Source organism: Pseudomonas sp. LBUM1640 (assembly GCF_059716225.1).
Map to the genome: position 1 here is coordinate 6139238 of NZ_CP166816.1, position 25921 is coordinate 6165158.

At 61.6% G+C, this 25921-nt stretch carries 22 protein-coding genes; 16 read left to right on the plus strand and 6 right to left on the minus strand.

The genetic code is table 11. From position 1 onward, the window contains the following. Nucleotides 1-89: 89 nt before the first annotated feature. The 4 genes from ACA065_RS27275 (at nucleotide 90) to trxA (ending at nucleotide 3405) form a co-directional block, all read left to right on the plus strand. The gene (locus tag ACA065_RS27275) at nucleotides 90-545 is read left to right on the plus strand and encodes a YbaY family lipoprotein (RefSeq protein ID WP_497692291.1); all 456 of its coding nucleotides are present in this window, start codon (nucleotides 90-92) and stop codon (nucleotides 543-545) included. Then, on the plus strand, nucleotides 542-1195 hold the full coding sequence (locus ACA065_RS27280) for a class I SAM-dependent methyltransferase (RefSeq protein WP_497692292.1): 654 nt from the start codon (nucleotides 542-544) through the stop codon (nucleotides 1193-1195). The genes ACA065_RS27275 and ACA065_RS27280 overlap by 4 nt, the downstream gene beginning before the upstream one ends. A gap of 263 nt (nucleotides 1196-1458) precedes the next feature. Further along, entirely contained in the window at nucleotides 1459-2460 is a 1002-nt protein-coding gene (locus ACA065_RS27285) for an Abi family protein (RefSeq protein WP_497692293.1), read from the plus strand. Nucleotides 2461-2532: 72 nt separating this feature from the next. Beyond that, nucleotides 2533-3405, plus strand: coding sequence for a thioredoxin (gene trxA / locus ACA065_RS27290; protein WP_497692294.1), 873 nt, complete (start codon nucleotides 2533-2535; stop codon nucleotides 3403-3405). Here the strand turns inward: trxA and ACA065_RS27295 are convergent. Continuing rightward, nucleotides 3402-3743, minus strand: a complete 342-nt coding sequence (locus ACA065_RS27295) for a hypothetical protein (RefSeq protein ID WP_497692295.1) — start codon at nucleotides 3741-3743, stop codon at nucleotides 3402-3404. The genes trxA and ACA065_RS27295 overlap by 4 nt on opposite strands. A 130-nt stretch (nucleotides 3744-3873) precedes the next feature. Here ACA065_RS27295 and ACA065_RS27300 point away from each other — a divergent pair, with 130 nt between their 5' ends. The 5 genes from ACA065_RS27300 (at nucleotide 3874) to ACA065_RS27320 (ending at nucleotide 7902) form a co-directional block, all read left to right on the plus strand. Next, entirely contained in the window at nucleotides 3874-4497 is a 624-nt protein-coding gene (locus ACA065_RS27300) for a DUF2796 domain-containing protein (protein ID WP_497692296.1), read from the plus strand. 100 nt (nucleotides 4498-4597) lie between these two features. After that, complete coding sequence (locus ACA065_RS27305; protein WP_497692297.1) at nucleotides 4598-5308, plus strand: ABC transporter ATP-binding protein; 711 nt, start codon at nucleotides 4598-4600, stop codon at nucleotides 5306-5308. A gap of 1 nt (nucleotide 5309) precedes the next feature. Continuing rightward, nucleotides 5310-6575, plus strand: coding sequence for an ABC transporter permease (locus ACA065_RS27310; protein WP_497692298.1), 1266 nt, complete (start codon nucleotides 5310-5312; stop codon nucleotides 6573-6575). Nucleotides 6576-6586: 11 nt separating this feature from the next. Continuing rightward, nucleotides 6587-7108, plus strand: coding sequence for a DUF3299 domain-containing protein (locus ACA065_RS27315; RefSeq protein WP_497692299.1), 522 nt, complete (start codon nucleotides 6587-6589; stop codon nucleotides 7106-7108). Between the two features lie 95 nt (nucleotides 7109-7203). After that, nucleotides 7204-7902: an OmpW/AlkL family protein gene (locus ACA065_RS27320; protein ID WP_497692300.1), complete on the plus strand. Its 699-nt coding sequence runs from the start codon at nucleotides 7204-7206 to the stop codon at nucleotides 7900-7902. A gap of 183 nt (nucleotides 7903-8085) precedes the next feature. Here ACA065_RS27320 and ACA065_RS27325 read toward each other — a convergent pair whose 3' ends face one another. Next, entirely contained in the window at nucleotides 8086-8970 is an 885-nt protein-coding gene (locus tag ACA065_RS27325; RefSeq protein WP_497692301.1) for a sugar nucleotide-binding protein, read from the minus strand. 167 nt (nucleotides 8971-9137) lie between these two features. Between ACA065_RS27325 and ACA065_RS27330 the strand changes: the two genes are divergently transcribed. Next, complete coding sequence (locus ACA065_RS27330) at nucleotides 9138-13385, plus strand: DEAD/DEAH box helicase (RefSeq protein ID WP_497692302.1); 4248 nt, start codon at nucleotides 9138-9140, stop codon at nucleotides 13383-13385. A gap of 1251 nt (nucleotides 13386-14636) precedes the next feature. On the opposite strand, the gene ACA065_RS27335 is transcribed toward ACA065_RS27330, so the two are convergent. Further along, complete coding sequence (locus ACA065_RS27335) at nucleotides 14637-16742, minus strand: mechanosensitive ion channel family protein (RefSeq protein WP_497692303.1); 2106 nt, start codon at nucleotides 16740-16742, stop codon at nucleotides 14637-14639. A 220-nt stretch (nucleotides 16743-16962) separates the two neighbouring features. Here ACA065_RS27335 and ACA065_RS27340 point away from each other — a divergent pair, with 220 nt between their 5' ends. The 5 genes from ACA065_RS27340 to ACA065_RS27360 all read left to right on the plus strand — a co-directional run bounded on the left by ACA065_RS27340 (nucleotide 16963) and on the right by ACA065_RS27360 (nucleotide 22297). Then, the gene (locus tag ACA065_RS27340; protein ID WP_497692304.1) at nucleotides 16963-18165 is read left to right on the plus strand and encodes an MFS transporter; all 1203 of its coding nucleotides are present in this window, start codon (nucleotides 16963-16965) and stop codon (nucleotides 18163-18165) included. A gap of 227 nt (nucleotides 18166-18392) precedes the next feature. Then, a complete protein-coding gene (locus tag ACA065_RS27345; protein ID WP_497692305.1) occupies nucleotides 18393-19319 on the plus strand; it encodes a DUF72 domain-containing protein in 927 nt (308 codons plus the stop codon). After that, nucleotides 19316-20092 (plus strand): endonuclease/exonuclease/phosphatase family protein, encoded by a 777-nt coding sequence (locus ACA065_RS27350; protein ID WP_497692306.1) that lies wholly within the window; start codon nucleotides 19316-19318, stop codon nucleotides 20090-20092. The genes ACA065_RS27345 and ACA065_RS27350 overlap by 4 nt, the downstream gene beginning before the upstream one ends. Beyond that, complete coding sequence (clsB, locus tag ACA065_RS27355; protein ID WP_497692307.1) at nucleotides 20089-21351, plus strand: cardiolipin synthase ClsB; 1263 nt, start codon at nucleotides 20089-20091, stop codon at nucleotides 21349-21351. The genes ACA065_RS27350 and clsB overlap by 4 nt, the downstream gene beginning before the upstream one ends. Next, entirely contained in the window at nucleotides 21341-22297 is a 957-nt protein-coding gene (locus ACA065_RS27360) for a lysylphosphatidylglycerol synthase domain-containing protein (protein ID WP_497692308.1), read from the plus strand. The genes clsB and ACA065_RS27360 overlap by 11 nt, the downstream gene beginning before the upstream one ends. Before the next feature lie 111 nt (nucleotides 22298-22408). Here ACA065_RS27360 and ACA065_RS27365 read toward each other — a convergent pair whose 3' ends face one another. Continuing rightward, nucleotides 22409-23164: an alpha/beta hydrolase family protein gene (locus tag ACA065_RS27365; protein ID WP_497692309.1), complete on the minus strand. Its 756-nt coding sequence runs from the start codon at nucleotides 23162-23164 to the stop codon at nucleotides 22409-22411. Further along, entirely contained in the window at nucleotides 23154-24263 is a 1110-nt protein-coding gene (locus tag ACA065_RS27370) for a DUF3182 family protein (protein WP_497692310.1), read from the minus strand. Before ACA065_RS27370 ends, ACA065_RS27365 begins: the two co-directional genes overlap by 11 nt. A gap of 237 nt (nucleotides 24264-24500) precedes the next feature. Between ACA065_RS27370 and ACA065_RS27375 the strand changes: the two genes are divergently transcribed. Beyond that, the gene (locus ACA065_RS27375) at nucleotides 24501-25064 is read left to right on the plus strand and encodes a cysteine hydrolase family protein (RefSeq protein WP_497692311.1); all 564 of its coding nucleotides are present in this window, start codon (nucleotides 24501-24503) and stop codon (nucleotides 25062-25064) included. Between the two features lie 20 nt (nucleotides 25065-25084). On the opposite strand, the gene tam is transcribed toward ACA065_RS27375, so the two are convergent. Beyond that, nucleotides 25085-25846, minus strand: a complete 762-nt coding sequence (tam, locus tag ACA065_RS27380) for a trans-aconitate 2-methyltransferase (protein ID WP_497692312.1) — start codon at nucleotides 25844-25846, stop codon at nucleotides 25085-25087. Nucleotides 25847-25921: the final 75 nt, after the last annotated feature.

Genomic DNA, 25921 nt, shown 5'->3' on the forward strand with positions numbered 1-25921 from the left:
AAGACAAGCCATAGCCTTTACGGTATATAGGCTGACTATTATGTTTCATATTTTTTAAGCCACGGATTTTGCCCTTTCTGGAGCCGTACATGCAGTTACGACCACTTGTTTTACTCGCCCTGTTCAGTTTCCTGGTCGCCTGCAGCAGCGAAGCCCCCAAACCTTCCGTGCCTCAACCGACGCCCGCCCAAGAGAAAAAACTCCCAGGTATTGAAGACCTCGGCCCCCTGCCGGCGTATCAACGGGAAATCAATGGCAACCTCACCAACATCCCCGCCGGTGCCGAAGTTGAACTGGCCCTGCTGGTGATCGACGAGCGCAACCGCCCGCAGCAACTGCTCGCCAGCAGCGTATTGACCGGGAATGGCAAGCCCCTGGCCTTCCGCCTGCGCTTCAACCCGGAAGTCTTTCCGGCCGGTGCGCGCGTTGAATTGCGTGGTCGCGCCAGCCAGTCCGGCCAGTTGATTCTGCACCTGCCCGCCGTGCGCATCACCCAGGCGATCACCCAGACCACCGGCCCCCTGCAACTCGTCAAGGCACCATGACGCCACCGCTGGACCTGCAACGCGCCCTGAGCGAGCTGATCGGCGACGCGCAACTGGTGCCCTGCCCGCTGCCGGGCACCGAGCTGTCGTTGTGGCTGCTGGACGCGGACAACATGGACCGCGCCTTCAGCCCCGAGGAAACCCGGCGCATCCTGCATGAACCGCCGTACTGGAGTTTTTGCTGGGCCAGCGGTCTGGCGCTGGCCCGCTACCTCGCGGCGCACCCCGAGTGGGTCGCCGGCAAACGTGTGCTGGATTTTGGCGCCGGTTCCGGCGTGGCCGGGATCGCCGCCGTCAAAGCGGGCGCCCGAGAAGTGGTGGCCTGCGACCTTGACCCGCTGGCTTTGGCCGCCTGCCGGGCGAATGCCGAACTCAACGGTGTGACGCTAAGTTATTCAGCCGACTTTTTCACCGAAGCCGACCGCTTCGACCTGATCCTGGTCGCCGACGTGCTTTATGACCGCGCCAACCTGCCGCTGCTCGACCAGTTCCTGACGCGCGGCCGCGAAGCACTGGTGGCCGACTCGCGGGTGCGCGACTTCCAGCACCCGGCTTATCAGCGCCTGGATATCCTCGACGCGCTGACCCTGCCGGACCTGGCCGAGCCGTGGGAGTTTCGCAAGGTGAGCCTGTACCATTCGCGGCGATGAGCCTTAGCGTTACAAATTTTCAGCAATAGATTGGCTAAGACAGGGAAAGGCAGGGCATGGAGAATGCCCTCCTTTCACACGTGGCCTGGACAATCGACCAGCATGCCTTTGCACTCAAGCTCACTCATCGGCGTCCAAGTACAGACCTTGCAAATAACCAGGTATCTGCCTAACCTTTGCCGCAATACACCCGCCATGCCTCTGGTTGCGTCAGTAACCAAGCACAAATTGTGCGGGTTTTTTATGCCCGGGACTTTTTGGGCATGAGGTCATTCAGCAAACCTGCCATCGACGTTCCCGCCCAACTGGAACTGCTCAAGCGGCGCGGATTGCTGATTCACGATGAACCCCGCGCTGAGCTCTTCTTGCAATCAGTCAGCTTCTTTCGACTCAGCCCTTACATGCGGCCTTTCCAACAGCCAGAAGATACCGACCATCACTTTCGTGACGGTAGCCAGTTTCGTCAGTTAACCCGCCTCTACGACTTTGACCGACGGCTTCGCCTACTCACCATGGATGCCATTGAGCGAGTCGAAATAGCATCACGCTCGGTCATCAGCAACCATATGGGGCCTGCTCATGGCAGTCATTGGTACATCAACCCACGGATGTTTCACCCGACGTTTGATCATCAGCGCTTGCTGGCAGTGCTATCCAACAAACAAGCCAGCGCAACGCGTGACTATCAGCGCGAGTGCGAGCGCATCGATAGATCACAAGCGAACGGCAATAGAAAAGAGCTACTCAAACGCCAAAGGGCAAAAGAAAGCTACGCCCGCCACTACCCCACGACCTATGCCCACCCAACCCTGATGCCTGGTTGGGCGATGCTGGAAGAGCTGACGCTGGGTGACCTCTCACACTTGTACAAAGGCTTGGCCAAGGATGCCGACAAGAAAGCCATTGCCAGGCGCTTAGTACTTCCGGCTCCCCTCATGCAGTCCTGGCTACACACACTGACCACCATCCGAAACATTTGCGCCCATCATTCGCGAATGTGGAACCGAGAACTGGGTATTCGTCCCGAGCTGCCGAAAAAAGCCAACTTTTTGTGGCCGGAACATCTCTTGCAGCCTGGGCCACATAGTCGCCTGTTTTCGACACTCTGCATTCTCAATCATCTGATGCATCAGGTGAGCCCGCAGACTCGCTGGGCGTCCAGCTTGTACCAATTGATCAGCGAGTTCCCCGACGTCAGCCTGAAGGCAATGGGGTTTCCTCCCGAGTGGTATCAAGACCCTTTTTGGCACGCGCCTCGCACCTGAGCACTATGCGGCTTCCGGTCAACCGTGCCAGCCCTTATAGTTGCCCCATTCCCGCTTTATTCGAGACGCCCCATGAGTGAGCCCACGCCGTACATCTTCGACGTCACCACCGCCAACTTCGACCAGGCGGTTATCCAGAACTCCTTCGAAAAACCCGTACTGGTGGATTTCTGGGCCGAGTGGTGCGCGCCGTGCAAAGCGTTGATGCCAATGTTGGCGAAAATTGCCGAGAGTTATCAGGGCGAGTTACTGCTGGCCAAGGTCGACTGCGAGGCCGAGCAGGATATCGTCGCGCGCTTTGGCATACAAAGCTTGCCCACCGTGGTGCTGTTCAAGGATGGCCAGCCGGTGGACGGGTTCGCCGGGGCGCAGCCGGAGTCGGCGGTGCGGGCGATGCTGGAGCCGCACGTGCAAATGCCGCCGCCGGCTGCGGCTGACCCGCTGGAGCAGGCCCAGGCGCTGTTTGCCGAAGGCCGTATCAGCGACGCCGAAGCAGTGCTGGTCGCGCTGCTGGGCGAGGACAACACCAACGCTGGCGCGCTGATTCTGTATGCGCGCTGCCTGGCCGAGCGCGGTGAGTTGGGCGAAGCCCAGGCCGTGCTCGACGCGGTGAAAAGCGACGACCACAAAGCCGCACTCGCCGGGGCCAAGGCGCAGATCACCTTCCTGCGCCAGGCCGCAGACCTGCCGGACGCCGCCGACTTGAAGAGCCGCCTGGCACAAAACCCGCAGGACGATGAAGCGGCCTACCAACTGGCGATTCAGCAACTGGCGCGTCAGCAATACGATGCGGCGCTGGAAGGCCTGCTCAAGCTGTTTATCCGCAACCGCAGCTACAGCGAAGGCTTGCCGCACAAGACCTTGCTGCAGGTGTTCGAACTGCTCGGCAATGACCACCCGCTGGTCACCGTGTACCGCCGCAAGTTGTTCGCCGCGCTGTACTAATCGCCGATCCAGCTGTACAGCGGCGTATCCCCGCCGCTGGCCACTTTCACCTTGGCGCTGTGGCGCAGGCGCACCAGCAGGCGCTTGCCTGACGCGGCGTCGCCGGCCAAGCCTTCCAACTGATCGAGCAATTCCAGCCCGTTGAGTTGCCCGGCCTTGCGCAACAGGTCCTGGGCGTTCTGCCACAGATCATCATTGTGTTTGACCGGCGCAGCAGCGGGCTCGCTCGGCGTAGGTGCCGCCTGCAATTGGGCGCCCAAGCGCGCCCAATCACCGTCGTCGAGCTCCAGGGTCAAATCCACCGGCACGTCGCCGACGGTTCCACGAATTCGCAACATCGTCCTTACTCCTGCACGTTTCTGACCGGCATGCTCCCACGCGGCTTGCGCAACGCCAAGCGGGCGGTCAAACTCTGGCACTACTGTTATAAGATCACATAACAAAACTTTCATGTTCTGGAGCCTTCTCATGCGCCGTCTGCTGTTTGCTTTGCCGTTTGCCCTATTGCCACTGGCCATCGCTCACGCCGCCAATGAGCATGACCATGACCATGACCATGAACATGAGCACGGCAGCCTCGGCGCCCACGAGCACGGCGTCGGCCGCCTCAATGCCGTACTCGACGGCCAGGCACTTGAGTTGGAATTTGACAGCCCCGCCATGAACCTCGTGGGCTTTGAACACCAGGCCACCACCCCGGCCGACAAAGCCAAGGTCGCCGCCGCCCGCAAACAGCTGGAAAACCCACTGGCCCTGTTCAACTTGCCCAAGTCTGCCGGCTGCGTGATCAGCACCCAGGAACTCAACAGCCCATTGTTCGGCGACAAGCCTGAAGCCGAGCATGACGACGACGATGACGACCACGCCACCGACGGCAAAGGCGCGGCCGCCCACGAACATCATCACGACCACAGTGAAATCCACGCCCACTACCAATTCACCTGCACCACGCCCACAGCCCTGAGCAATCTGGACCTGACCCAGGTGTTCAAGACCTTCCCCGCCACCCAGAAGATTCAGGTACAACTGATCGGCCCAAGCGGCCAGCAAGGTGTGGAAGCAACGGCGCAGACAGCGACCCTGAAATTCTGATCTGAAAACCCGATCAGGGTGGGAGCTCCCTCGCCACAAAAGCCAGCTCCCACAGTTGATCGGTGTCATCATCCAAATCAAAGCAGACCACTGATTTCCCATGACCCAAGCACTGATCGAACTGTCTGACCTGGGCTTCAATTGGCCCGGTCACCCACAGTTGCTGGACATCCCCGCATTCCGCCTGGAAGCGGGCGAAACCCTGTTTCTAAAAGGCCCGAGCGGCAGTGGCAAAACCACCTTGCTCGGCCTGCTGGGCGGCGTGCAGAAACCCAGCCGTGGCAGCATTCGCCTGCTCGGCCAGGAGCTGGCCGCGATGTCGGCCGGCGCCCGCGACCGCTTCCGTGTCGACCACACCGGCTACATCTTCCAGCAGTTCAACTTGCTGCCGTTCCTTTCGGTGCGCGAGAACGTCGAGCTGCCTTGCCACTTTTCCAAGCTGCGCGCGCAACGGGCGGTTCAGCGCCACGGCAGTGTCGACCAGGCCGCCGCGACCTTGCTCGCGCATTTGGGTTTGAAAGATAAAAACCTGCTGGAGCGCCGCGCCGACTCACTGTCCATCGGCCAACAGCAACGCGTGGCCGCTGCCCGCGCACTGATCGGCCAACCGGAACTGGTGATCGCCGACGAACCCACTTCGGCGCTGGACTACGACGCCCGCGAAGCCTTCATACAGCTGTTGTTCGCCGAATGCCGCGACGCCGGTGCCAGCCTGTTGTTTGTCAGCCATGACCAGAGCCTCGCGCCGCTGTTCGACCGCCACCTGTCGCTGGCCGAACTCAATCGCGCCGCCACGCCCGCAGAGGTTTGAGATGTATCTGTTCCGTCTAGCCATGGCCAGCCTGGCTAACCGCCGCTTTACCGCGACCCTCACCGCTTTCGCCATCGCGCTTTCAGTTTGTTTGTTGCTCGCGGTGGAGCGCGTGCGCGTTGAGGCGCGCAACAGCTTCGCCAGCACCATCAGCGGCACCGACCTGATCGTCGGCGCGCGTTCGGGCTCGGTCAACTTGCTGCTGTACTCGGTGTTCCGCATCGGCAACGCCACCAACAACATCCGTTGGGACAGCTACGAGCACTTCGCCGCCAGCCCGCAGGTGAAATGGGCGATCCCGATTTCCCTCGGCGACTCCCATCGCGGCTATCGCGTGATGGGCACCAACGAATCGTACTTCGAGCACTACCAATACGGCCGCAAACAGAACCTTGAACTGGCCAGCGGCCGCGCGTTCGCCACCGACCCGTTCGAAGTGGTGCTCGGCGCCGAAGTGGCCGACGCACTGCACTACAAACTGGGCGACAAGCTGGTACTGGCGCATGGTGTCGCGGTGGTCAGCCTGGTGAAGCACGATGACAAGCCATTTACTGTGGTCGGCATCCTCAAGCGCACCGGCACCCCGGTGGACCGCACACTGCATATCAGCCTCGGCGGTATGGAAGCCATTCACATCGACTGGCACAACGGTGTGCCGGCGCAAGGCAAAGGCCGCATCAGCGCCGATCAGGCGCGCAATATGGACCTGACCCCGCAGGCCATCACCGCGTTTATGCTCGGCCTGAACAACAAGATTTCCACCTTCGCCTTGCAACGCGAGATCAATGAGTTCCGTGGCGAGCCGATGCTGGCGATTCTGCCCGGCGTGGCCCTGCAAGAGCTGTGGAGCATGATGGGCACCGCCGAAAAGGCGCTGTTCGTGATCTCGCTGTTCGTGGTGCTGACCGGTTTGATCGGCATGCTCACGGCGATCCTCACCAGCCTCAACGAACGCCGTCGCGAAATGGCCATTTTGCGCTCGGTGGGCGCGCGGCCCTGGCATATCGCAACGCTGCTGATTTTCGAAGCCTTCGCCCTGGCGTTGTCCGGCGTGGTGGCGGGCGTCGGCCTGCTGTATGTGTGCATCGCTGCGTCGCGCGGGTATTTACAGGCCAACTATGGCCTCGACCTGCCGATGTCGTGGCCCAGCGAATATGAATGGACGTTGCTCGCCGGTATCCTGGCCGCAGCGCTGTTGATGGGCAGCGTGCCCGCGTGGCGCGCCTATCGACAATCCCTGGCCGATGGCCTCTCAATACGTTTATGAGGAAGGTTTCGATGCGTCGTGCCCTGTTTGCGCTATTGCTGCTGGTGGCGCTGCCCGCCTGGGCCGAGGAACAACCCAAGGACCTGTCCTGGCAGGAAATGATCCCGCCGGACGCGCCGCCGGAGATCCCCAATATGAAGCCGCTGCACGACCTGTCGAACATGGCCGATGCGTTGTCGGTCGAGTCGGCGCCGGCCGCCAAACAGGACTTGCCCAACGCGCCCGTGGTGCAAAGCCTCGATGGCCAACACATACGTTTGCCGGGCTACATCGTGCCGCTGGAAGTCAGCGAAGAAGGCCGCACCACCGAGTTCTTGCTGGTGCCGTATTTCGGCGCGTGCATCCACGTACCGCCACCGCCGTCGAATCAGATCGTGCATGTGAAAAGCGAAGTCGGGGTGAAACTCGATGAGCTGTATCAGCCGTACTGGATCGAAGGCTCGATGCAGGTCAAGCCGTCTTCGAGTGAGCTGGCGGATGCCGGTTACCAGATGGATGCCGACAAGATTTATGTCTACGAGCTGCAGGAATAACGCCTGATCGCCCTTTCATTGAGCTGAGTCAAAGGATCGAACGGAACGATCTTTACCATTGGACGTACAACTTTTAACGTCCTTTTGGAGCTCCCATGAACAAGTCTCTGCTCGGCGCGTCCCTCTTCGCGCTCGCCCTCGCCGCCCCTGTCGCACACGCTCACGAAGCGGGCGACATTCTGATTCGCGCCGGTGCAATTACCGTGAATCCGAAAGCTGACAGCGGCCACGTGAAGGTTGACCAGGGCCCATTGGCGGGCGCCAACCTGGGCGGCAAGGCGACCATGAGCAGCGACACCCAACTGGGCTTGAACTTCGCCTACATGCTGACCAACCACGTCGGGATCGAGCTGCTGGCGGCCACGCCGTTCGAGCATGATGTGAAGATCAAGGGCACCGCGCTGGGCGCCGCCAACGGCAAGCTCGGCACCCTGAAACACCTGCCGCCAACCTTGAGCGTCGTGTACTACCCGCTGGATAACAAATCCGCCTTCCAACCGTACGTGGGCGCCGGTATCAACTACACCTGGATCTACGACGAGCACGTCGGCAGCCGCGCCGAACAAGCCGGTTTCAGCAACTTCAAGGCTGAAAACTCCTGGGGTTGGGCCGCGCAGATCGGTGCCGACTACATGATCAACGACAAGTGGATGATCAACGCCCAGGCGCGCTACATCGACATCAGCACCAAGGCCACTGTGGACAACAACGCGCTGGGCCAAGGCACCCGCGCCAAGGTCAACGTAGATGTAGACCCGATGGTTTACATGGTCGGTATCGGCTACAAGTTCTAAGCAACACTGCATAACCCATGTGGGAGCGGGCTTGCTCGCGAATGCGGAGTTTCAGTCAACAAATTAGTCGACTGACCCACCGCTTTCGCGAGCAAGCCCGCTCCCACATTTGGTTTTGCAGGGTGTCAGCTTTGGCGGTAGCCCCCCACACAAACCTGCTCCCACATTTGGTTTTGTGTGGTGTCAGCCGTGCCGGTAGAACCGATCCAGCAACGCCGGCAACCCCGCCCGCCACGCCCGTGGCTTGATACCAAAGGTGTGCAGGATCTTCTTGCAGGCCAGCACCGCGTGTTGCGGTTCATCCGCCGCATCCGGCCGGGCCGCGTGGGCCTGGGCGGTAGGGGACTCGATCGCCAACGGGTGGAAATTACGCGCTTCGGTGAGAATCGCCTGGCCCAGCGCCAACGGCGTGGTCGCCTCGTGGCCCGCGTAGTGATACGTGCCCCACAGCGGCGCGGCGCAATCGAGTTGCTTGAGCACCGAGATGATCACCCGCGCCGCATCGTCCACGGGTGTCGGGTTGCCGCGCCGGTCATCGGCCATCGGTAACTCATCCGGCTTCTCGGCCCGGGCCAAAAAGCGCCCGAGGGTGCCGTCAACGCTGTCATCCAGCAACCAGCCAAAACGCAGTAACACATGTTGCGGGCAGGTGGCGCGCACGCTCTGCTCGATGCGCCACAACGCCTGGCCGCGCAGGCCCAGGGGCACCGGCTCGTCTTTTTCGCTGTAGGCAGTGGCGCGGGAGCCATCGAACACGCGGTAACTGGACGGTTGCAGCAAGGTGATGCTGTGGTGCTGGCACAGTTCGGCCAGGCGTTCGATGGCGAATTCCTGGGCAGCCAAACGAGTTTCGCTGACCGCTTCGGCCTGGAACCAGTCGAAATAGTAGGCGAGGTTGATCAACGCATCGGGACGGGTGTCGTCGAGCAATTGGGTGAGGCTCGCGGCATCCCAGCCGTCTTGGGGCGGTTTGGGTGCGAGGAAACCGATGTCTTCCTCTGCACCGAGGCGAATCAGCGCTTGCCCGAGGGCATTCCCGCCGCCCAGTAACATAAGGCGCATTCGCATAGATTGAGCAGGCCCGGTCTGTTTGGAACGATGGTTATTATCGGCAGGCCTGTGGGCCTTGCCGTAGGTGGTTGCCAGAATCGTTGCATTTTGCGGGTTTGTAGCGCAACCGTCACTTATAAAGTGCGGGGTTGCAACTTATTGGAGACGGCCGCATAACTCCAATCATGAACCTTCATGCATCCACGGACACGGTCTTGAGCGGCTTCCACCCCGCCGTCAGCGCCTGGTTCCGCAGCACCTTCCCGTCGGTGACCGGCGCCCAGGCCCAGGCGTGGCCGCTGATCCGCCAGCGTCGCTCGACGCTGATTGCCGCGCCCACCGGCTCCGGTAAAACCCTGACGGCGTTCCTGGCCGTGCTGGATGACCTGGTTCACCAGGGCCTGGCCAACGGCGGGCAACTGCCGGATGAAACCCTCGTGGTGTACGTCTCACCCCTCAAGGCGCTGTCCAACGACATCCAGATCAACCTGCAAAACCCGCTGGCCGGCATCACCGAACAGTTGCAGGCCATGGGCTTGCCGCCCTTGGTGATCCGCACCGCCGTGCGCACCGGCGACACCCCGCAAAAAGACCGCGCGCTGATGCGCAAGCGCCCGCCGCATATCCTGGTGACCACCCCGGAATCGCTCTACGTGCTGCTGGGCTCGGACTCCGGCCGGCAAATGCTCGCCAGCACGCGCACGGTGATCGTCGACGAGATCCACGCCATCGCCGCCAGCAAACGTGGCAGCCACATGGCCCTAAGCCTGGAACGCCTGCAAGGCTTGTGCACCGAGCCGCTGACCCGCATTGGCCTGTCGGCCACGCAAAAACCCATTGAGGCGGTGTCGCGCTTTTTGGTCGGCACAGGTCGCAATTGCGACATCGTCGATATCGGCCACGCCCGCCCACGCGACCTGGATATTGAAGTGCCGCCAGTGCCGCTCTCGGCGGTGATGGCCAATGACGTGTGGGAATTGGTCTACGACCGCCTCGCCACGTTGGCTCGTGAACACCGCACCACGCTGATTTTCGTCAACACTCGGCGCCTGGCCGAACGCGTGGCGCGGCACTTGAGCGAGCGCCTCGGCAAAACCGCCGTGGCCGCCCACCACGGCAGCCTGGCCAAAGAGCTGCGCCTGGGCGCCGAGCAACGGCTCAAGGCCGGCGAGCTGCAAGTGCTGATCGCCACCGCGTCGCTGGAGCTGGGGATTGATATCGGTGATGTCGACCTGGTGTGCCAGATCGGCTCGCCCGGCTCAATCAATGGCTTCCTGCAACGCGTCGGTCGCTCCGGCCACCAGGTCGGCGGCACGCCCAAGGGCCGCCTGTTCGCCACCACCCGTGACGACCTGATCGAATGCGCCGCGCTGCTCGACTGCGTGCGCCGCGGCGAACTGGACACCTTGCAGATACCAGTGGCGCCGCTGGATGTACTGGCCCAGCAGATCATCGCCGAAGTCAGCGCCCGCGAATGGTCCGAGGCGGCACTGCTGGCGCTTATCCGCCGCGCTTCACCCTACGCCGAGCTGGACGAACGCCACTACCAGGCACTGCTGCAGATGCTCGCCGACGGCTATAACGGTCGCCAGGGCATCCGCAGCGCCTACCTGCACCGCGACGCCGTGACCCACACGCTGCGCGGCCGCCGTGGCGCCAAGCTGACCGCCGTGACCAGCGGCGGCACCATCCCCGACAATGCCGACTACAGCGTATTACTGGAACCGCAGAGCCTGAATATCGGTAGCGTCAACGAAGACTTCGCGGTGGAAAGCATCGCCGGGGATATCTTCCAGCTCGGTAATACGTCCTACAGAATATTGCGCGTCGAAGCCGGCAAGGTGCGTGTCGAAGATGCCCACGGCCAGCCGCCGACCATTCCGTTCTGGCTCGGCGAGGCGCCAGGGCGCAGCAACGAATTGTCGGCCGCCGTGGCGCGCTTTCAGGGCCAGTTGGACGCGCTGCTCAGCGCCACGCCCGGTGACCTGCAACCCGCACAAGACTGGCTCACCGGCACGCTCGGCCTGAACCGCGCCAGCGCCGAACAGATCCTCGATTACCTGGCCCGCGCGCGCTTGGCCCTGAGCGCGTTGCCGTCCCAGGACACGTTGATCATGGAGCGGTTTTTCGACGCGTCCGGTGGCACTCAATTAATCATCCATACGCCATTTGGCAGTCGGGTAAACCGCGCCTGGGGCTTGGCCTTGCGCAAGCGCTTTTGCCGTACGTTCAACGTCGAGTTGCAAGCGGCGGCCAGTGAAAATGCAATCGTGTTGTCGCTGTCCACCAGCCACAGTTTCGAGCTGGACGAGGTGTGGCGCTATCTCAACAGCAACAATGCCGAGCACATCCTGATCCAGGCCGTGCTGGATGCGCCGCTGTTCGGCGTGCGCTGGCGCTGGAACGCCGGCGTGGCCCTGGCGTTGCCGCGCTTTACCGGCGGGCGCAAGGTGGCGCCGCAGATCCAGCGCATGAAAAGCGAAGACCTGATCGCCAGCGTATTTCCCGACCAGATCGCCTGCCTGGAAAACCTTGCCGGCGAGCGCGAAGTACCCGAGCACCCGTTGGTGGAGCAAACCCTCGACGACTGCCTGCACGAGGCCATGGACAGCACTGCATGGCTGGCGCTGCTACGGCGCATGGAACGCGGCGAAGTGCGCCTGATCAGCCGAGACCTGCCCGCGCCCTCGCCCATGGCCGCCGAAATTCTCAGCGCGCGCCCCTATACCTTTCTCGATGACGCGCCGCTGGAAGAGCGCCGCACCCAGGCCGTGCTCAACCGGCGCTGGAGCGACCCGCAGAGCACCGACGACCTCGGCGCACTGGATGCCGAGGCCATCGCCGGCGTGCGCGAAGAAGCCTGGCCGGCGCCCAATGGTTTGGACGAAATGCATGAGGCGTTGATGAGCCTCGCATGCATCGCCACTCATGAGGTCACGCCGCAATGGGCCGAGTGGCTGCGCGCCTTGGCCAAAGGTGGGCGCGCCTATCAACTGAGCAACGGCCTGTGGGTGGCGGTGGAACGCTTGAGTTGCGTGCAGGCGATCTATCCCAACAACTTGCCGTTGCTGCCCGGCTTTGATGAGCCGTGGACCTTCGATGACGCGCTGGTGGAGGTATTGCGCGCACGCCTCGGCGGGTTCGGCCCGCTGACGCTGATCGAGATTGCCGCGCCGCTGGCCCTGCCGGTATCGGATGTCACCCAGGCGCTGGCTCGCCTGGAGCAGGAAGGCTACGTGCTGCGCGGCCGTTTCAGCCCCGGCGCCAGCGAAGAACAGTGGTGTGAACGCCACTTGCTGGCGCGCATTCATCGCTACACGGTCAAGCGCCTGCGCCGGGAAATCGAGCCGGTGGCGTTGCAGGACTTCATGCGCTTTCTGTTCGACTGGCAGCACCTGGCCGACGGCACGCGCGGTCAGGGCAGCGCGATGTTGGCGCAGATCGTCGCGCAGTTCGAAGGTTACGCCGCCGCCACTTCGGCCTGGGACAGTGACTTGCTCAGCGCGCGGCTCAAGGATTACTCATCCACCTGGCTCGACGAGCTGTGCCGCAGCGGCAAACTGGTGTGGACGCGGCTGAGCAACAAGGCCAGCGCGATGGCACTGCGCAGCACGCCAGTGGTGTTGCTGCCGCGTGCCCAAGTGCCGCTGTGGAGCGGGCTGACCGAACTGACCGACAGCACCACGCTGTCGCCCAAGGCGCAGAAAGTCCACCTCGCCTTGCGCGAGCACGGCGCGTTGTTTTTCGATGAACTGGTGCACGAAGCCCATCTATTGCGCAGCGAATTGGAAACCGCGTTGCAGGAACTGGTGGGCGCCGGGCTGGTGAATGCCGACAGTTTCGCTGGCCTTCGCGCACTGACCACACCCGCCAGCAAACGCCAGGCGCGCAGCAGTCGGCGCGGGCGCGGGGCGTTTATCGGCGGCATGGACGACGCCGGGCGCTGGGCCTTGGTGCGCCGCTCGCCCAGCGCTGCTGGGCCGCATTCAGCCGAAACGCTGGAACACGTGGCGATGACCTTGCTGCGCCGCTATGGCGTGGTGTTCTGGCGGTTGCTGGAGCGTGAGGCCGATTGGTTGCCAAGCTGGCGCGAATTATTGCGCACGTTCCACCGTTTGGAGGCGCGTGGGGAGATTCGTGGGGGGCGGTTTGTCAGTGGGTTGGCGGGTGAGCAGTTTGCGTTGCCCGAAGCGATCCCGCTGTTGCGTGAAGTACGGCGCAGGCCGCATGACGGCAGTTTGATTGCCGTGTGCGGGGCCGACCCGCTGAACCTGGTGGGCACGTTGTTGCCGGGCAATAAAGTGCCGGCGGTGAGTGGCAATCGGATTGTGTATCGGGATGGGTTGCCGGCGGCGGTGATGGTGGGTGGCAAGCAGCAGGTGTGGGTGGAGGTGGATCAGTTGGCAGTGCAGGAGAAGTTGATCAGGCATTAGGGGTGCCTGATCTGACGCTATCGCAGGCAAGCCAGCTCCCACATTTGAACGGGTTCACACGGTCAGAAATGTGGGAGCCGGGCTTGCCCGCGATGAGCATAGGTATCTACGCAACGCTTTGTGTGGTGCTGAGCTTGTGATGGGTTTAGGTAGATTGAGTACATATCCGTTGCTGCGGTAACGGCGGCTTGGGGTTTCGCTCTTACAGCGAGTCACTTTTGGCAAACGCCCGGAATGCCGGCCCAGCCAAAAGTAACCAAAAGGTCTTTGCCCCACCACTCGGTGCCTCGCTAAGGCTCGGCATGCCCGCACTCCGGCCCGTTTCCGCGGGTCGCCGCGATGGGCCATCCCTGGCCCAGCGCGGCTAAACCGGCATCCCTGCCGGTTTACCCGCTCCACCGTGCCTACGTGCGGCCATCGTGGTTAACGGGGCCTGTCAGATCAAGATCAAAATCTACAGCACGGCGGCCTAGTAGCCGACCTGAGTGGTTGAAGCAAAAGCAGGGCAAAAGCAGAGCAGAAGCAGAGCTGCTTTTCTGTGGGAGCTGGCTTGCCTGCGATGCAGACACCTCGGTACATCAGGCATACCCAGTTGATGCCATCGCAGCGGTTCGGCGGTCCGACAAGCCAGCTCCCACATTGACCGAGTACACACACATCTACCTGATGTACTGAGCTCCAAATGTGGGAGCGGGCTTGCTCGCGAAAGCGGTGGGCCAGTTACAAATAAACTGACTGACACACCGCATTCGCGAGCAAGCCCGCTCCCACAATTAGACCGAGAACAGTTTCAGTAAACAGGTCGGCTGTCAGGCCGCCTCGCATTTGCTTTTGATCTAACCACTCAGGTCGGCTACTAGGCCGCCGTGCTGTAGATCTTGATCTTGATTTTGATCTTAGGCGCCCCGTCAACCACGCTGGCCGAACGCAGGCTTTGGAGCGGGGGTAAACCGGCAGGACGCCGGTTTAGCCGCGCTGGGCCAAGGATGGCCCATCGCGGCGGCCCCCGCTCCAAAGCCGGAGTGAGGGCATGCCGAGCCTAGGCGAGGCACCGAGTGGTGGGGCAAGAGCCCTTTTGGTTACTTTTGGGGCTCTTTTCCAAAAGTGACCCGCCGTAAGGGCGGAACCAATATCAGCCAATACCGCAGCAACGGATATGTACCCAGCGGCCCCGTGACAACCACAGCACTCAACCCGAAAAAAGATGTGTAGATACCTATGCCGCGATGAGGCCAGCCCAGGCACCATCAATCACTGAGTACGCGGCTGCTCGGTCAACACCACCGAAGCCGGCACCTCTTCATCCGGCTCATCCACCTGGGCCGTGCGCTTAGGCAACAAAACCTGCTGTGGATAAGTTTGCGCGAAGTGCACCTCATCACAGTTATCCACAAGCTTTTTCAAGCGCTGGTTAAACGCGCGACTCACCGCGTATTGCCCGCCCGACACCGTGCGGAATTGCGCCGTGAGCACCACGCCGTTGAGGTCCATCTTGTCGACGCCAAAGACCTCCAGCGGCCCTTGCAGGTTGTACTTGAGGAACACGTCGTCGCGGATCGATTGCCCGGCCTCGCGGATCAGCTCCACGGCCTTGTCCACATCGGTGTCGTAGGTGAACTGCACCGAGAAGAACGCATAGGCAAATTGCCTCGACTGGTTGGTGACCGCCTTGATCTGCCCGAACGGCACCGAGTGCACAAAACCCTTGCCATCGCGCAGGCGCAACGTGCGGATGGTCAGGCCTTCGACGGTGCCGGCGTGGCCGGAGTCGAGTACCACCCAGTCGCCGATGGACAGCGTGTCTTCGATGATGATGAACAAGCCGGTGATCACGTCCTGCACCAATTGCTGCGAGCCGAAACCGATGGCCAGGCCGACCACACCGGCACCGGCCAGCAGCGGCGCGACGTTGATGCCCAGGTTGGCCATGGTGGTGATCGCGCAGATCACCACCAGGATGATTTTTACCGCGTTACGCAGCAGCGGCAGGATGGTTTTGACCCGTGTGCTCGGCTGGCGGCTGGAGCGTTTGTTCACTGGCGGCTTCAGCGCTTCCTGGATCGCCGTGTCGAGCACCACCCAGAACAGCCAGGTCATCAGCAGGATCAGGCCGATGCTGCTGAGGGAATCGCTGATCGCGCGGCCTACCGAGTTGCGCTGAGCGAATTCGAACAACGAGATGCCCCAGATACGCCCGAGAATTTCGATAAACGCGATGGCCATGACGATGCGCAAAATTGCGTGTAACAGGCTGAGGAAGCGTTCTTTGTAGGCGCTGCTGCGTTGGATCGCCACCTGGCTGCGCGACTTGAACAGGTGTTGCAGCACCGTACTGAGAAACACCGTGCCGATCAGTAAAATCGTGGTGAACAGCGCGCAACGCAGGGCTTTCTGGTTGTCGTCGCCGGCGCCGATCAAGTTGATGGCCGAGACCAGCACCATCAACAGAATCGGCCAGTACCACAGCCCGGAAAACACCCGCAGCGATTGCTGCAACGCCGGGTGTTTAAGGCGCTGAGCCAGTGGCCGATTGCGGATCAGATGCGCCACGGGCCGGCGCAGGCGCACCACCAGCACACCGAAAATCACTGCCGCAAACAGGCCGGTGAACACCGCGATGCTGCTGGTGATATTGCCACCGAGTTGGCGAGCGATTTGCGGGCTGGTCAGCGCGTCGCTCAGGGCGGCGAGGAAGCCGATCAGGAACAGCGGCTTGGGGCAGTAGTCACGAATGATCTGTACCGCCGGGCGTTTGTGACCGACGTTGAACATGACGATCACGCACAACAACATCGATGTGGAAAAGATGCCGCTGCTGGTGGCATAGGCGAAACACAGCGCCAGCGCGCGCCCCACGGAGGTGGGCAAGAAGTGGCTGACGTAGAGGGTCAGCGGCAAGCAAATAATGGCGGGAACCGTGTAGGGCACCACATACCCCAGAACTGCCAGCAAACGCTGGCGCTGTGCGATGAAATGCCGCCGACTCAAGCGCTGCACGATAAAACGACCCAGCAGCGTCAACACCGCAAAGGCGCCCAACCACACGCCGGAGAGCAGCAGGAAGTCCCCGGCCACACTCCACGGCGAACGCTGGGCAGTCTGGTCGACCAGGCGCCCTACTTCGTCTGCTGCACGGTCGGCCCGCAGGCGCCAGGCATCAATCAGGTTTTGATTGAGGTCGAGCTTGTCTTGTACGTCGTCAATGCTGGAGCTGATGGCGCCTAACAGGCCGCCTTCCACCAGCAACTCTGGTTTGGCGGGGGTTTCGGCTGCAGGCGCGGTGGCGGCGGCTTGCAGTGCGCCACTGCTACAAAACAGCAGCGCGCCGAGCAGTAATGCAGTCTTTAGATTCAGCAAAACACCGGGCTCCTTCAGCAGGGTCTGTAAGGAACTGACGGGTTTGAGCGCTGATCGTTCCCGCGCTCTGCGTGGGAATGCAGCCATGGGCGCTCTGCGTCGCGTTAGTGGGAACGATCTGTGCGCGTGAGGCAAATATCAAATGCCGATCCCTGGCTTTTTCCGCACACGCCAACACCCGACACTGCGCCCCTGATTGAAACCCACCGGAGTTGCAGCCATGCCCATTGCTTTGCTCGCGCTGACCCTCAGCGCTTTCGCCATCGGGACCACCGAGTTCGTCATCGTTGGCCTGTTACCCACCATCGGCGCCGACCTTGGCGTAACCCTGCCATCGGCAGGCCTGTTGGTCAGCCTTTACGCCTTGGGCGTCGCCATTGGCGCGCCAGTGCTCACCGCCCTCACCGGCAAGGTGCCACGCAAACTGCTGCTGTTGTCGCTGATGGTGCTGTTCACCCTCGGCAACCTGCTGGCCTGGAAAGCACCGAGCTATGAAGCCCTGGTACTGGCGCGGATTGTTACCGGCCTGGCCCACGGGGTGTTTTTCTCAATTGGCTCGACCATCGCCACCAGCCTTGTGCCCAAGGAAAAAGCCGCCAGCGCGATTGCGATCATGTTTACCGGCTTGACCGTCGCCTTGGTAACGGGTGTGCCGCTGGGTACGTTCATCGGCCAACACTTCGGCTGGCGTGAAACCTTCCTCGCCGTCTCGGCGCTGGGCTTGATCGCGTTTATCGGCAGCCTGATCTACGTGCCGAAGAACATTGCCCACAGCAAGCCGGCGTCGCTGTTGCAGCAACTGCAAGTATTGAAACAACCACGCCTGCTGCTGGTTTACGCCATGACGGCGGTGGGCTACGGCGGTTCGTTCATTGCGTTCACCTACTTGGCACCGATCCTCCAGGATATTTCCGGTTTCAGCGCCGGCACCGTCAGCCTGGTGTTGCTGGTGTATGGCATCTCGGTGGCGGCCGGGAACATCTGGGGCGGCAAGTTGGCGGATAAACGCGGGCCGATCAGCGCGTTAAAGATCATTTTTGCCCTGCTCGCGGCGGTGTTGTTCATCCTCACGTTGACTGCGAGTACCCCATGGCTGGCCCTGGCCACCGTGTTGGTGTGGGGCGCGGTCGCCTTCGGCAATGTGCCAGGTCTGCAAGTGTACGTAGTGCGCCAGGCCGAACATCACACGCCGCAGGCGGTGGATGTGGCCTCGGGCTTGAACATCGCCGCGTTTAACCTGGGGATCGCCGGTGGTGCGTGGGCCGGTGGTTTGATCGTGGCGCACATGGGCTTGATCCATACGGCGTGGATTGGCGGCTTGGTGGTGTTGGTGGCCCTGGCGCTGACGGCGTGGAGCGGTCGATTGGATCGGTTGGGGCCGGTGTATGCCCAAAGCTCGACACGCGTGGTGGCCGGACACTGATCCAGCCCCCCCTCAACCTAAATGTGGGAGCGGCGGTTCGACGCTTCGACTTGCTCGCGAATACGGTGGGTCTGCACCGAATTCATTGCCAGGCCCACCGCTATCGCAGGCAAGCCAGCTCCCACATTTTGACCGTGTACCGTCTGTAGGTCCGTGGAAACTTTCACACAAAAACCGCAGTCATCCCAAAACGGAGGTCACTAGACCCTACATCCACGGGAGCAACCATGGCGGCGATTCACATCGGCATTTCCGGCTGGCGCTACACGCCCTGGCGCGGGGGCTTTTACCCCGAGGGGCTGACCCAGAAACGCGAATTGCAATTTGCGTCACGCGCCGTTAACAGCATTGAAATCAACGGCTCGTTCTACGCACTGCAAACCCCCAAACGCTATGCCGAGTGGTATGCCGACACGCCTGAAAACTTTATGTTCAGCGTCAAGGCGCCGCGCTATATCACGCACATTCTGCGCTTGCGCGACGTGCACAAGCCGATGGCCAACTTCTTCGCTTCCGGGGTGCTGGAACTGAAAGAAAAGCTCGGGCCGATCCTCTGGCAGTTCCCACCCAGCTTCAAGTTCGACGCGCCGCTATTTGAAGCTTTTCTGCAGGAACTACCCACCGATACCCAGCAGGCCGCCGCCCTCGCCCGGCAGCATGAGCCACGCCTGAACGGCAAGGCGAGCATGAAGGCCCATGGCAAAAAGCCCCTGCGCCATGCGGTGGAGATTCGTCATAAAAGCTTTGCGGTGCCCGAGTTTGTGCAGATGCTGGATAAACACGGTGTGGCACTGGTGGTGGCCGACACCGCTGGCAAGTGGCCGTATGTCGAAGATGTCACCGCCAACTTCCTGTACCTGCGCCTGCACGGTGACAAGCAACTCTACGCCAGCGGCTACACCGCAGAGGCGCTCAAGCGTTGGGGTGATCGCATCGAGTGCTGGCGCCACGGCAAGCAGCCTAAGGATGCGCACTTGGTAGACCCGAACCATAAGCCACGCGCGCGCAAACAGCGCGACGTGTTCTGCTTTTTCGACAACGACATTAAAGTACGCGCGCCTTTCGATGCGCGCCAATTGTTGCAGCGCTTCGAGCTGGATAAGCACCTGGCCACCGAGCCCGGCAAATTACCGGAAGCCGGGGTGTTGCCATGACGCACCCGGAATTGATCCCCGTCACGCCCACCACCGCCATCACCCGCTTCACGGTGCTGACGGTGAATATCCACAAGGGCTTTACCGCGTTGAATCGACGTTTCATCCTGCCCGAGTTGCGTGAAGCAGTGCGCAGCGTGGGCGCCGACATGGTGTTTCTGCAGGAGATCCACGGCACCCACGAGCGCCATCCCCAGCGTTATAGCGAATGGCCGAAGATGCCGCAGTACGAATTTCTCGCCGACAGCATCTGGCCGCAGTTCGCCTACGGGCGCAACGCGGTCTACCCGCATGGCGACCACGGCAATGCGCTGCTGTCGAAACTCCAGATCGTGCGCTACGACAACCTCGACATCTCGCAAAGCGGCCATGAAAGCCGTGGCCTGTTGCACTGCGTGTTGCGCCTGCCTGGCACCGGCCAGGAGGTGCATGCGATCTGCATGCACTTGGGCCTGCGCGAGGTACATCGCCAGCAGCAGTTGCGTTTGCTGGAGCAGCGTATCAGCGAGATTCCTGCCGACGCGCCGCTGGTGGTCGCCGGTGATTTTAACGACTGGCGCCAGAAGGCCGACCTGAGCCGAAGCGGCCTCAAGGAAGTATTCGTCGAAGCCCACGGCAAGCCTGCGCGCACCTTCCCGGCGCGCCTGCCGTTGCTGGCGCTGGATCGCATCTATGTGCGCAACCTGAAGATTCATAACCCCCGAGTGCTCACCACCCGGCCTTGGTCCCATCTGTCAGACCACGTGCCGCTGTCAGTGGAGATCGAGCTATGAACGTTGCGGTAGAGCACATCGCCACCGATCAGCCGCCAGATGAAGCCAAGGCGCGTGATCTCGATTACGGCTGGCAGAGCGGCAACCAGCTCGAGCTGCTGGAGAACGGCGAGGCGTACTTTCCGAAAGTCTTCGACGCGATGCGTGAGGCGCAGCGGGAGATCCTGCTGGAGACCTTTATTCTGTTCGAGGACAAGGTCGGTCATGAGCTTAAAGGCGTCCTGATTGAGGCGGCGCAGCGCGGCGTGAAAGTGGTGGTCAGCCTGGATGGGTTTGGCTGCGGCGAGCTGAGCCCGGGGTTTCTCGGTGAGCTGGCGGAGGCTGGCGTGCTGGTGCAAATGTTCGACCCGGCGACGAAAATGTTGGGGGTTCGCACCAATTGGTTTCGGCGCCTGCACCGCAAGATCGTGGTGGTGGATGCCACGGTAGGGTTTATCGGCGGGATCAATTTTTCGGCTGACCACCTGGGCGATTTCGGCCCCGAAGCCAAGCAGGATTACGCCGTAAAAGTGATCGGCCCCGCCGTGGCGGACCTGCACCATTTTGCCCTCGCACAAAGTGGTCGCCAGGTTCGTACTCGGCGCGGCTGGCGACGGCGCCAGCAACGCCCCTCGCTGTGGACGACCGCTAACGACGACGGCCTGGTGCGCCTGATCTATCGCGACAACATGCAGCACCGCGACGATATCGAAGAGGCGTATATACACGCCTTGAGCAAGGCACAAAAACGCGTGGTGATTGCCAACGCCTACTTCTTCCCCGGCTACCGCTTGCTGCGCGAGATCCGCAATGCCGCGCGGCGTGGCGTGCATGTGCAACTGATCATGCAGGGCCAACCCGATGTACTGCTGGCCAAGCTGGCGGCACGCATGCTCTACGATTATTTGCTCAAGGATGGCGTGGTGATTCACGAATATTGCCAGCGCCCGCTGCACGGCAAAGTCGCGTTGGTAGATGACGAGTGGAGCACGGTGGGCTCGAGCAATCTGGACCCGCTGAGCTTGTCGCTGAACCTTGAGGCCAATGTGCTGATTCGCGACCGCGCGTTCAATCAGCAGCTGTACGAACGCCTGGAAATACTCGCCAAAAACCACTGCCAGACCATCCCGGAAAACCGCAAGCCACGCCTGTGGTTATGGCGGCTGACCGTGGGCTTCCTGGTGTTTCATGTGATGCGCCATTTCCCCGCCCTGACGGGCTGGCTGCCCGCGCACAAGCCGCGCTTGAAACCCTTCGAGAGCCAGGCCCATGACCGCTGAAACCGGCAGTTCGCGATTCAAGCGCTGGAAGAAACCGCTGACCATCGCCTTCTTCCTGCTGCTGATCGTGCTGTTCACCTTGCTCGCGCGGCGCATCGACTGGAGCGAAGTGCTGCAGACGCTGGGTGACTTCAAGCTGCGCACGCTGTTGATCGCCGCTGCGCTGACCCTGTGCAGTTTTCTCGTGTACGCAAGCTTCGATCTGATCGGCCGCACCTATATTCGCCAACCTCTGACGTGGAAGCAGATCCTGCCGGTGGGGATCATCAGCTACGCGTTTAACCTCAACCTGAGCGCGTGGGTCGGCGGCATCGCCATGCGTTATCGGCTGTATTCGCGGCTTGGGGTGAGCACCAGCAATATCGCCAAGATTCTTGGGCTGAGCCTGGCGACCAATTGGTTTGGCTATATGGCCTTGGCCGGTGCGGTGTTCAGCAGCGGGCTGGTGACGATGCCACCGGGTTGGAAAGTCAGCACCTTGGCGTTGCAGGGCATTGGTGTGTTGCTGGTAATGGTAAGCCTCGGCTACCTGGCGGCCTGTAGGTTTTCGAAAAAGCGTGCGTGGTCGATCAAGGGCATCGAGATCAACCTGCCGTCGCTGCGCATGGCGTGTTTGCAGTTGGCCTTGGGTGCGTTGAACTGGTCATTGATGGCGGCGGTGATCTTTACCTTGTTGCCGGCCAAGTTGGACTATCCGCTGGTGTTGGGGGTGTTGTTGATCAGTGCGATTGCCGGTGTGGTCACGCATATTCCGGCGGGGCTTGGGGTGCTGGAGGCGGTGTTTATCGGTTTGTTGCAGCATGAGGCGTCGCGGGGCAGTTTGCTCGCGGGGTTGATTGCCTATCGGGCGGTGTACTTTATTTTGCCGCTGGTGATTGCGTTGGTGATGTACCTCGGGGTTGAGGCCAAGGCCAAGGCGTTGCGGGTGAAGAAGACACCTGCTTGATCGGGTGTTGACAGGACCGGCCCCTTCGCGAGCAAGCCCGCTCCCACATTTGAAACGCATTCCAACTGTGGGAGCGGGCTTGCTCGCGAAGGCGTCCCAAAGAACACCACATTATTGGGACTGAATAATGCTCAACCGCTCACCCACAACCATCTCGGTAATCCAGTCCACCAGGATCGAGGTGTAAGCCTGCTGCGACACCGGGTCGCTCAACGAGTGATCGGCGCCGTCGATGATACGGTGGGTCAAGGAGTGAGTCTGCTGGCACGCCGCGCGGTAACTCATGATGGTGGCGTGGGGCACGTGGTCGTCGGTTTCCGATTCGACAATCAGCACATCGCCAGTGAATTTCGCGCAGGCATGCAGGGCGCGGTTGGTTTCGGCGTGCACCAGGGTGCCGCGGTAATCCATCAGGTCGGCCTTATCCAGTTCGCGCTTGGGCTTGAGCCATTCCTGGTCGCGGTACAGCGCCGGCACGCGCAGCGCCAGCCAGCGCACCGGGCGCAATGAGGTGAGAATCGCCGCCAGGTAACCTCCGTAACTGGTGCCCACCACCGCCACGGCCGAGGTGTCGATGGCCGGGTGCGACAGCAAGCGGTCGTACGCCGCCAGCAGGTCGCGCAAGTTGTCTTCGCGGGTGACGCGGGACAACGGAATACCGGTGCCGGCATGGCCGCGCAGGTCGAAGGTCAGGCACACGCACCCCAACCCTGCGATGCCTTTGGCACGTTCAAGGTCGCGCTCCTGGCTACCGCCCCAGCCGTGCACAAACAGCACGCCGGGCACTTTGGATTTGGGGCTCAGGAACGTCCCGCTCATCTGTTCGTCGTCGATATCGATCGCAATGCTCTCGCTTCTAGCCGTCATAAGATTTAACCGTTACATACTTGAGAAGAAAGTCGCTGTTTTCGGCCGGGCCGCGGTACACCTCAATGGCGTCCGCTGGCAGCGGTTGGTCTACGTAGGTTTCCACCGATGACACGCGGATCGCGCGCAGGCCCGGGTTATTGATGAAGCTTTGCAGCGCCGCGACTTCCGCGCTGCTGGCCCCGCCCATGCGCCAGGACTGTTCGAGCACGCCGCTGCGGCGCTGGCCTTCGCTGTCCAGGCCTTGGGCAATGTCGTAGTTGCGCCGCGACGCGTAGAAACCAGGGTAGGCCTCATCGGCGGCGGTGTCGAAGACCTGGGCTTGTTCGATGGCTTCGCGTACGTCGTCAGGCAGCTCAAGCGTCAAGAGATCTTCGTAGTAGCCGGGCACGACCAGCAAGTTGGAGCCACCGTAGACCTCTTCGCCCTGCCCGTCCTGGGTGAGGTATTGCTCGCCGCAGTAGCTGAACACGCGATCGCCGATAAAACTCTGGCCCACGCTGTGGGTGATGACGTCGTGCAGGTCTTGCTCCAATACCACGCCTTCAGCGAATAACCGCGCTATATCGGGCCGCGCCAGCACGGCTTCGAATTCGTCGAGACTGTGGATAACTTCCTGCCCGCGCCCGGCGCAAGCGTGTACGGGCTTCAAGCGGATCGGCCCGCTGTAAAGCAAGCGCGTGGCGGCGGGCAGCGCGTCTTGCAGTGCGAAAACACTCAGGCCGTCGAGCACCACTTTGCGCACACGCTCGCCAAACAACGGCGACCAGCCCTCGGGCGCCGTTGATTCAGGGCTGAGCAGGCCATGGGTGATGGCTTTGGTGCAGATGAAATCGTGGTCGACATAACCGCCCCACAGGTCTTGCGGCCCTGTGACCTTAAGCTTGAGCGCTTGAGCCGCGCCGACCAGGGTTTGCGTGGGCAGCAAATACAGTTCACGGTCGGCGTGCACCTGCGGGTCATAGCTGCCGCCGAATTTGAGCCCCAGGATCTGCGCCAGCCAGCGCGCCAACGCGAGGTTGGTGTCGACTTCGTGCTGCGGGGCGCCCTCTCGCGTGGAGTGAGCGACCACCAGCTTCTTGCGTTGAGTCGGGGTCATGCGTCCCCCTTGGCCATCCTGCCATGTGTGTGCAGGAAGGGTTGCAGGGATCAAGCCAAGGCTGCTTTTGGAAAGATGTTTTTTAAATCAATCAGTTGCTGCAAAACAGATGGCAGTTGGCCTGTCTTATTCTGCACGACGCGCGTTTAAACACGCGGCGTTCTGCACGATTCGCGCGCCTAAGCTCCGCCGCCAGCTAAGATACTCGGCCGATCCACCCACCACGAGACAACCCACATGGCCAAGCAAGCACTCATCCTGATCGACATCCAGAACGACTACTTCCCCCAAGGCAAATGGCCGCTCGACGGTGTGGAAGCTGCGGCAGACAAGGCTGCACAGGTGCTGCAGGCCTTTCGCCAGGCGGGGAACGCAGTGATTCATGTGCGCCATGAGTTCGCCTCTGAAGACGCGCCGTTCTTCACCCCGGGTTCCAAGGGCGCGCATCTGCATGCCAAGGTGCTGAACGAAGGCAATGAGCCGGTGGTGCTTAAACATTTTGTGAACGCGTTTCGCGGGACGGATCTGCAGGCGTTGCTGGAACGACGCGCCATTACCGAAGTGGTCGTGGTGGGCAGCATGAGCCATATGTGCATCGACGCTGTGGCCCGTGCGGCAGCGGACTTGGGCTACAAGGTCACGGTGCTCCACGATGCGTGTGCGACGCGCGATCTGGAATTTAATGGGCAAGTGATTCCGGCGGCGCAGGTCCAGGCCTCTTACATGGCCTCGCTGGCGTTTGCGTATGCCAGCGTATTGTCGACGGATGAGTACTTGAAGGCACAAGCGGCGGCTGTATAACCGACACTTGTTTGCCAGGCTCAACGCGTAGCGATGATGAACAGACGCGGGAACGGCAGCAATACCGTGCCATCGGCCAAGGCTGGGTAAGCCTGGGTAATTCGCGCTTGGTATTGCTGTAGGAAGGCGGCTTTTTCGCCATTGTTCAACGGCGCAAGAAAGGGCCGCAGTGCCGAAGCCTTGAACCATTCCACCACCGCTGCGTGATCCGCCAGCGGGTGCTGGTAAGTGGTACGCCATACATCGACGATGCTGCAGTGTTTACTCAACAGCTCGTAGTAGTCACTCGCGGTGTGCCGCTCATTGTGTTTGACCGAGCCGATCTTCGCCGCCCACGGGCCATCGGCCGCGACTTCGCGGGCCAGGCGGTGAGCCGGTTCGTCGAGGTTATCCGGGGTTTGCACGGCCAGCGTGCCGCCAGGTGTCAGTTGGTTGACCAGGTGCGGATAGAGCGTGGCGTGGTCCGGCAGCCATTGCAGGGAAGCGTTGGCGAGAATCACATCGAATTTTTGTGCGGGATTCCAGGCGCCGATATCAGCCAATTCAAAGCTCAACGCCGGTAACCGCTTGCGGGCATCCACCAGCATGTCGTCGGAGCTGTCCATGCCGGTAACGTGTGCCTGTGGAAAGCGCTCAGCCAGCACCTCGGTGGAATTGCCAGGGCCACAGCCCAGGTCGACGGCGGTACGCACACCCGTATTGGGAATGGCCGCGACCAGGTCACGGACGGGACGGGTGCGCTGCTGTTCAAACATCGTGTACTGCTTGGCTGACCAGGTCATCGCGGCTTTCCTTCTTGTTGAGGTTGGCCACAGCCTAAATCTTGTGAGCCATGAGAACAAATGCCAGGATTGGCG

What these genes read in the sequence shown, in the direction of transcription:
- ACA065_RS27275 (WP_497692291.1), top strand. Translation starts at nt 90, where the DNA reads ATGCAGTTACGACCACTTGTTTTACTCGCCCTGTTCAGTTTCCTGGTC.
- ACA065_RS27280 (WP_497692292.1), top strand. Translation starts at nt 542, where the DNA reads ATGACGCCACCGCTGGACCTGCAACGCGCCCTGAGCGAGCTGATCGGC.
- ACA065_RS27285 (WP_497692293.1), top strand. Translation starts at nt 1,459, where the DNA reads ATGAGGTCATTCAGCAAACCTGCCATCGACGTTCCCGCCCAACTGGAA.
- trxA (WP_497692294.1), top strand. Translation starts at nt 2,533, where the DNA reads ATGAGTGAGCCCACGCCGTACATCTTCGACGTCACCACCGCCAACTTC.
- ACA065_RS27295 (WP_497692295.1), bottom strand. Translation starts at nt 3,743, where the DNA reads ATGTTGCGAATTCGTGGAACCGTCGGCGACGTGCCGGTGGATTTGACC.
- ACA065_RS27300 (WP_497692296.1), top strand. Translation starts at nt 3,874, where the DNA reads ATGCGCCGTCTGCTGTTTGCTTTGCCGTTTGCCCTATTGCCACTGGCC.
- ACA065_RS27305 (WP_497692297.1), top strand. Translation starts at nt 4,598, where the DNA reads ATGACCCAAGCACTGATCGAACTGTCTGACCTGGGCTTCAATTGGCCC.
- ACA065_RS27310 (WP_497692298.1), top strand. Translation starts at nt 5,310, where the DNA reads ATGTATCTGTTCCGTCTAGCCATGGCCAGCCTGGCTAACCGCCGCTTT.
- ACA065_RS27315 (WP_497692299.1), top strand. Translation starts at nt 6,587, where the DNA reads ATGCGTCGTGCCCTGTTTGCGCTATTGCTGCTGGTGGCGCTGCCCGCC.
- ACA065_RS27320 (WP_497692300.1), top strand. Translation starts at nt 7,204, where the DNA reads ATGAACAAGTCTCTGCTCGGCGCGTCCCTCTTCGCGCTCGCCCTCGCC.
- ACA065_RS27325 (WP_497692301.1), bottom strand. Translation starts at nt 8,970, where the DNA reads ATGCGAATGCGCCTTATGTTACTGGGCGGCGGGAATGCCCTCGGGCAA.
- ACA065_RS27330 (WP_497692302.1), top strand. Translation starts at nt 9,138, where the DNA reads ATGAACCTTCATGCATCCACGGACACGGTCTTGAGCGGCTTCCACCCC.
- ACA065_RS27340 (WP_497692304.1), top strand. Translation starts at nt 16,963, where the DNA reads ATGCCCATTGCTTTGCTCGCGCTGACCCTCAGCGCTTTCGCCATCGGG.
- ACA065_RS27345 (WP_497692305.1), top strand. Translation starts at nt 18,393, where the DNA reads ATGGCGGCGATTCACATCGGCATTTCCGGCTGGCGCTACACGCCCTGG.
- ACA065_RS27350 (WP_497692306.1), top strand. Translation starts at nt 19,316, where the DNA reads ATGACGCACCCGGAATTGATCCCCGTCACGCCCACCACCGCCATCACC.
- clsB (WP_497692307.1), top strand. Translation starts at nt 20,089, where the DNA reads ATGAACGTTGCGGTAGAGCACATCGCCACCGATCAGCCGCCAGATGAA.
- ACA065_RS27360 (WP_497692308.1), top strand. Translation starts at nt 21,341, where the DNA reads ATGACCGCTGAAACCGGCAGTTCGCGATTCAAGCGCTGGAAGAAACCG.
- ACA065_RS27365 (WP_497692309.1), bottom strand. Translation starts at nt 23,164, where the DNA reads ATGACGGCTAGAAGCGAGAGCATTGCGATCGATATCGACGACGAACAG.
- ACA065_RS27370 (WP_497692310.1), bottom strand. Translation starts at nt 24,263, where the DNA reads ATGACCCCGACTCAACGCAAGAAGCTGGTGGTCGCTCACTCCACGCGA.
- ACA065_RS27375 (WP_497692311.1), top strand. Translation starts at nt 24,501, where the DNA reads ATGGCCAAGCAAGCACTCATCCTGATCGACATCCAGAACGACTACTTC.
- tam (WP_497692312.1), bottom strand. Translation starts at nt 25,846, where the DNA reads ATGACCTGGTCAGCCAAGCAGTACACGATGTTTGAACAGCAGCGCACC.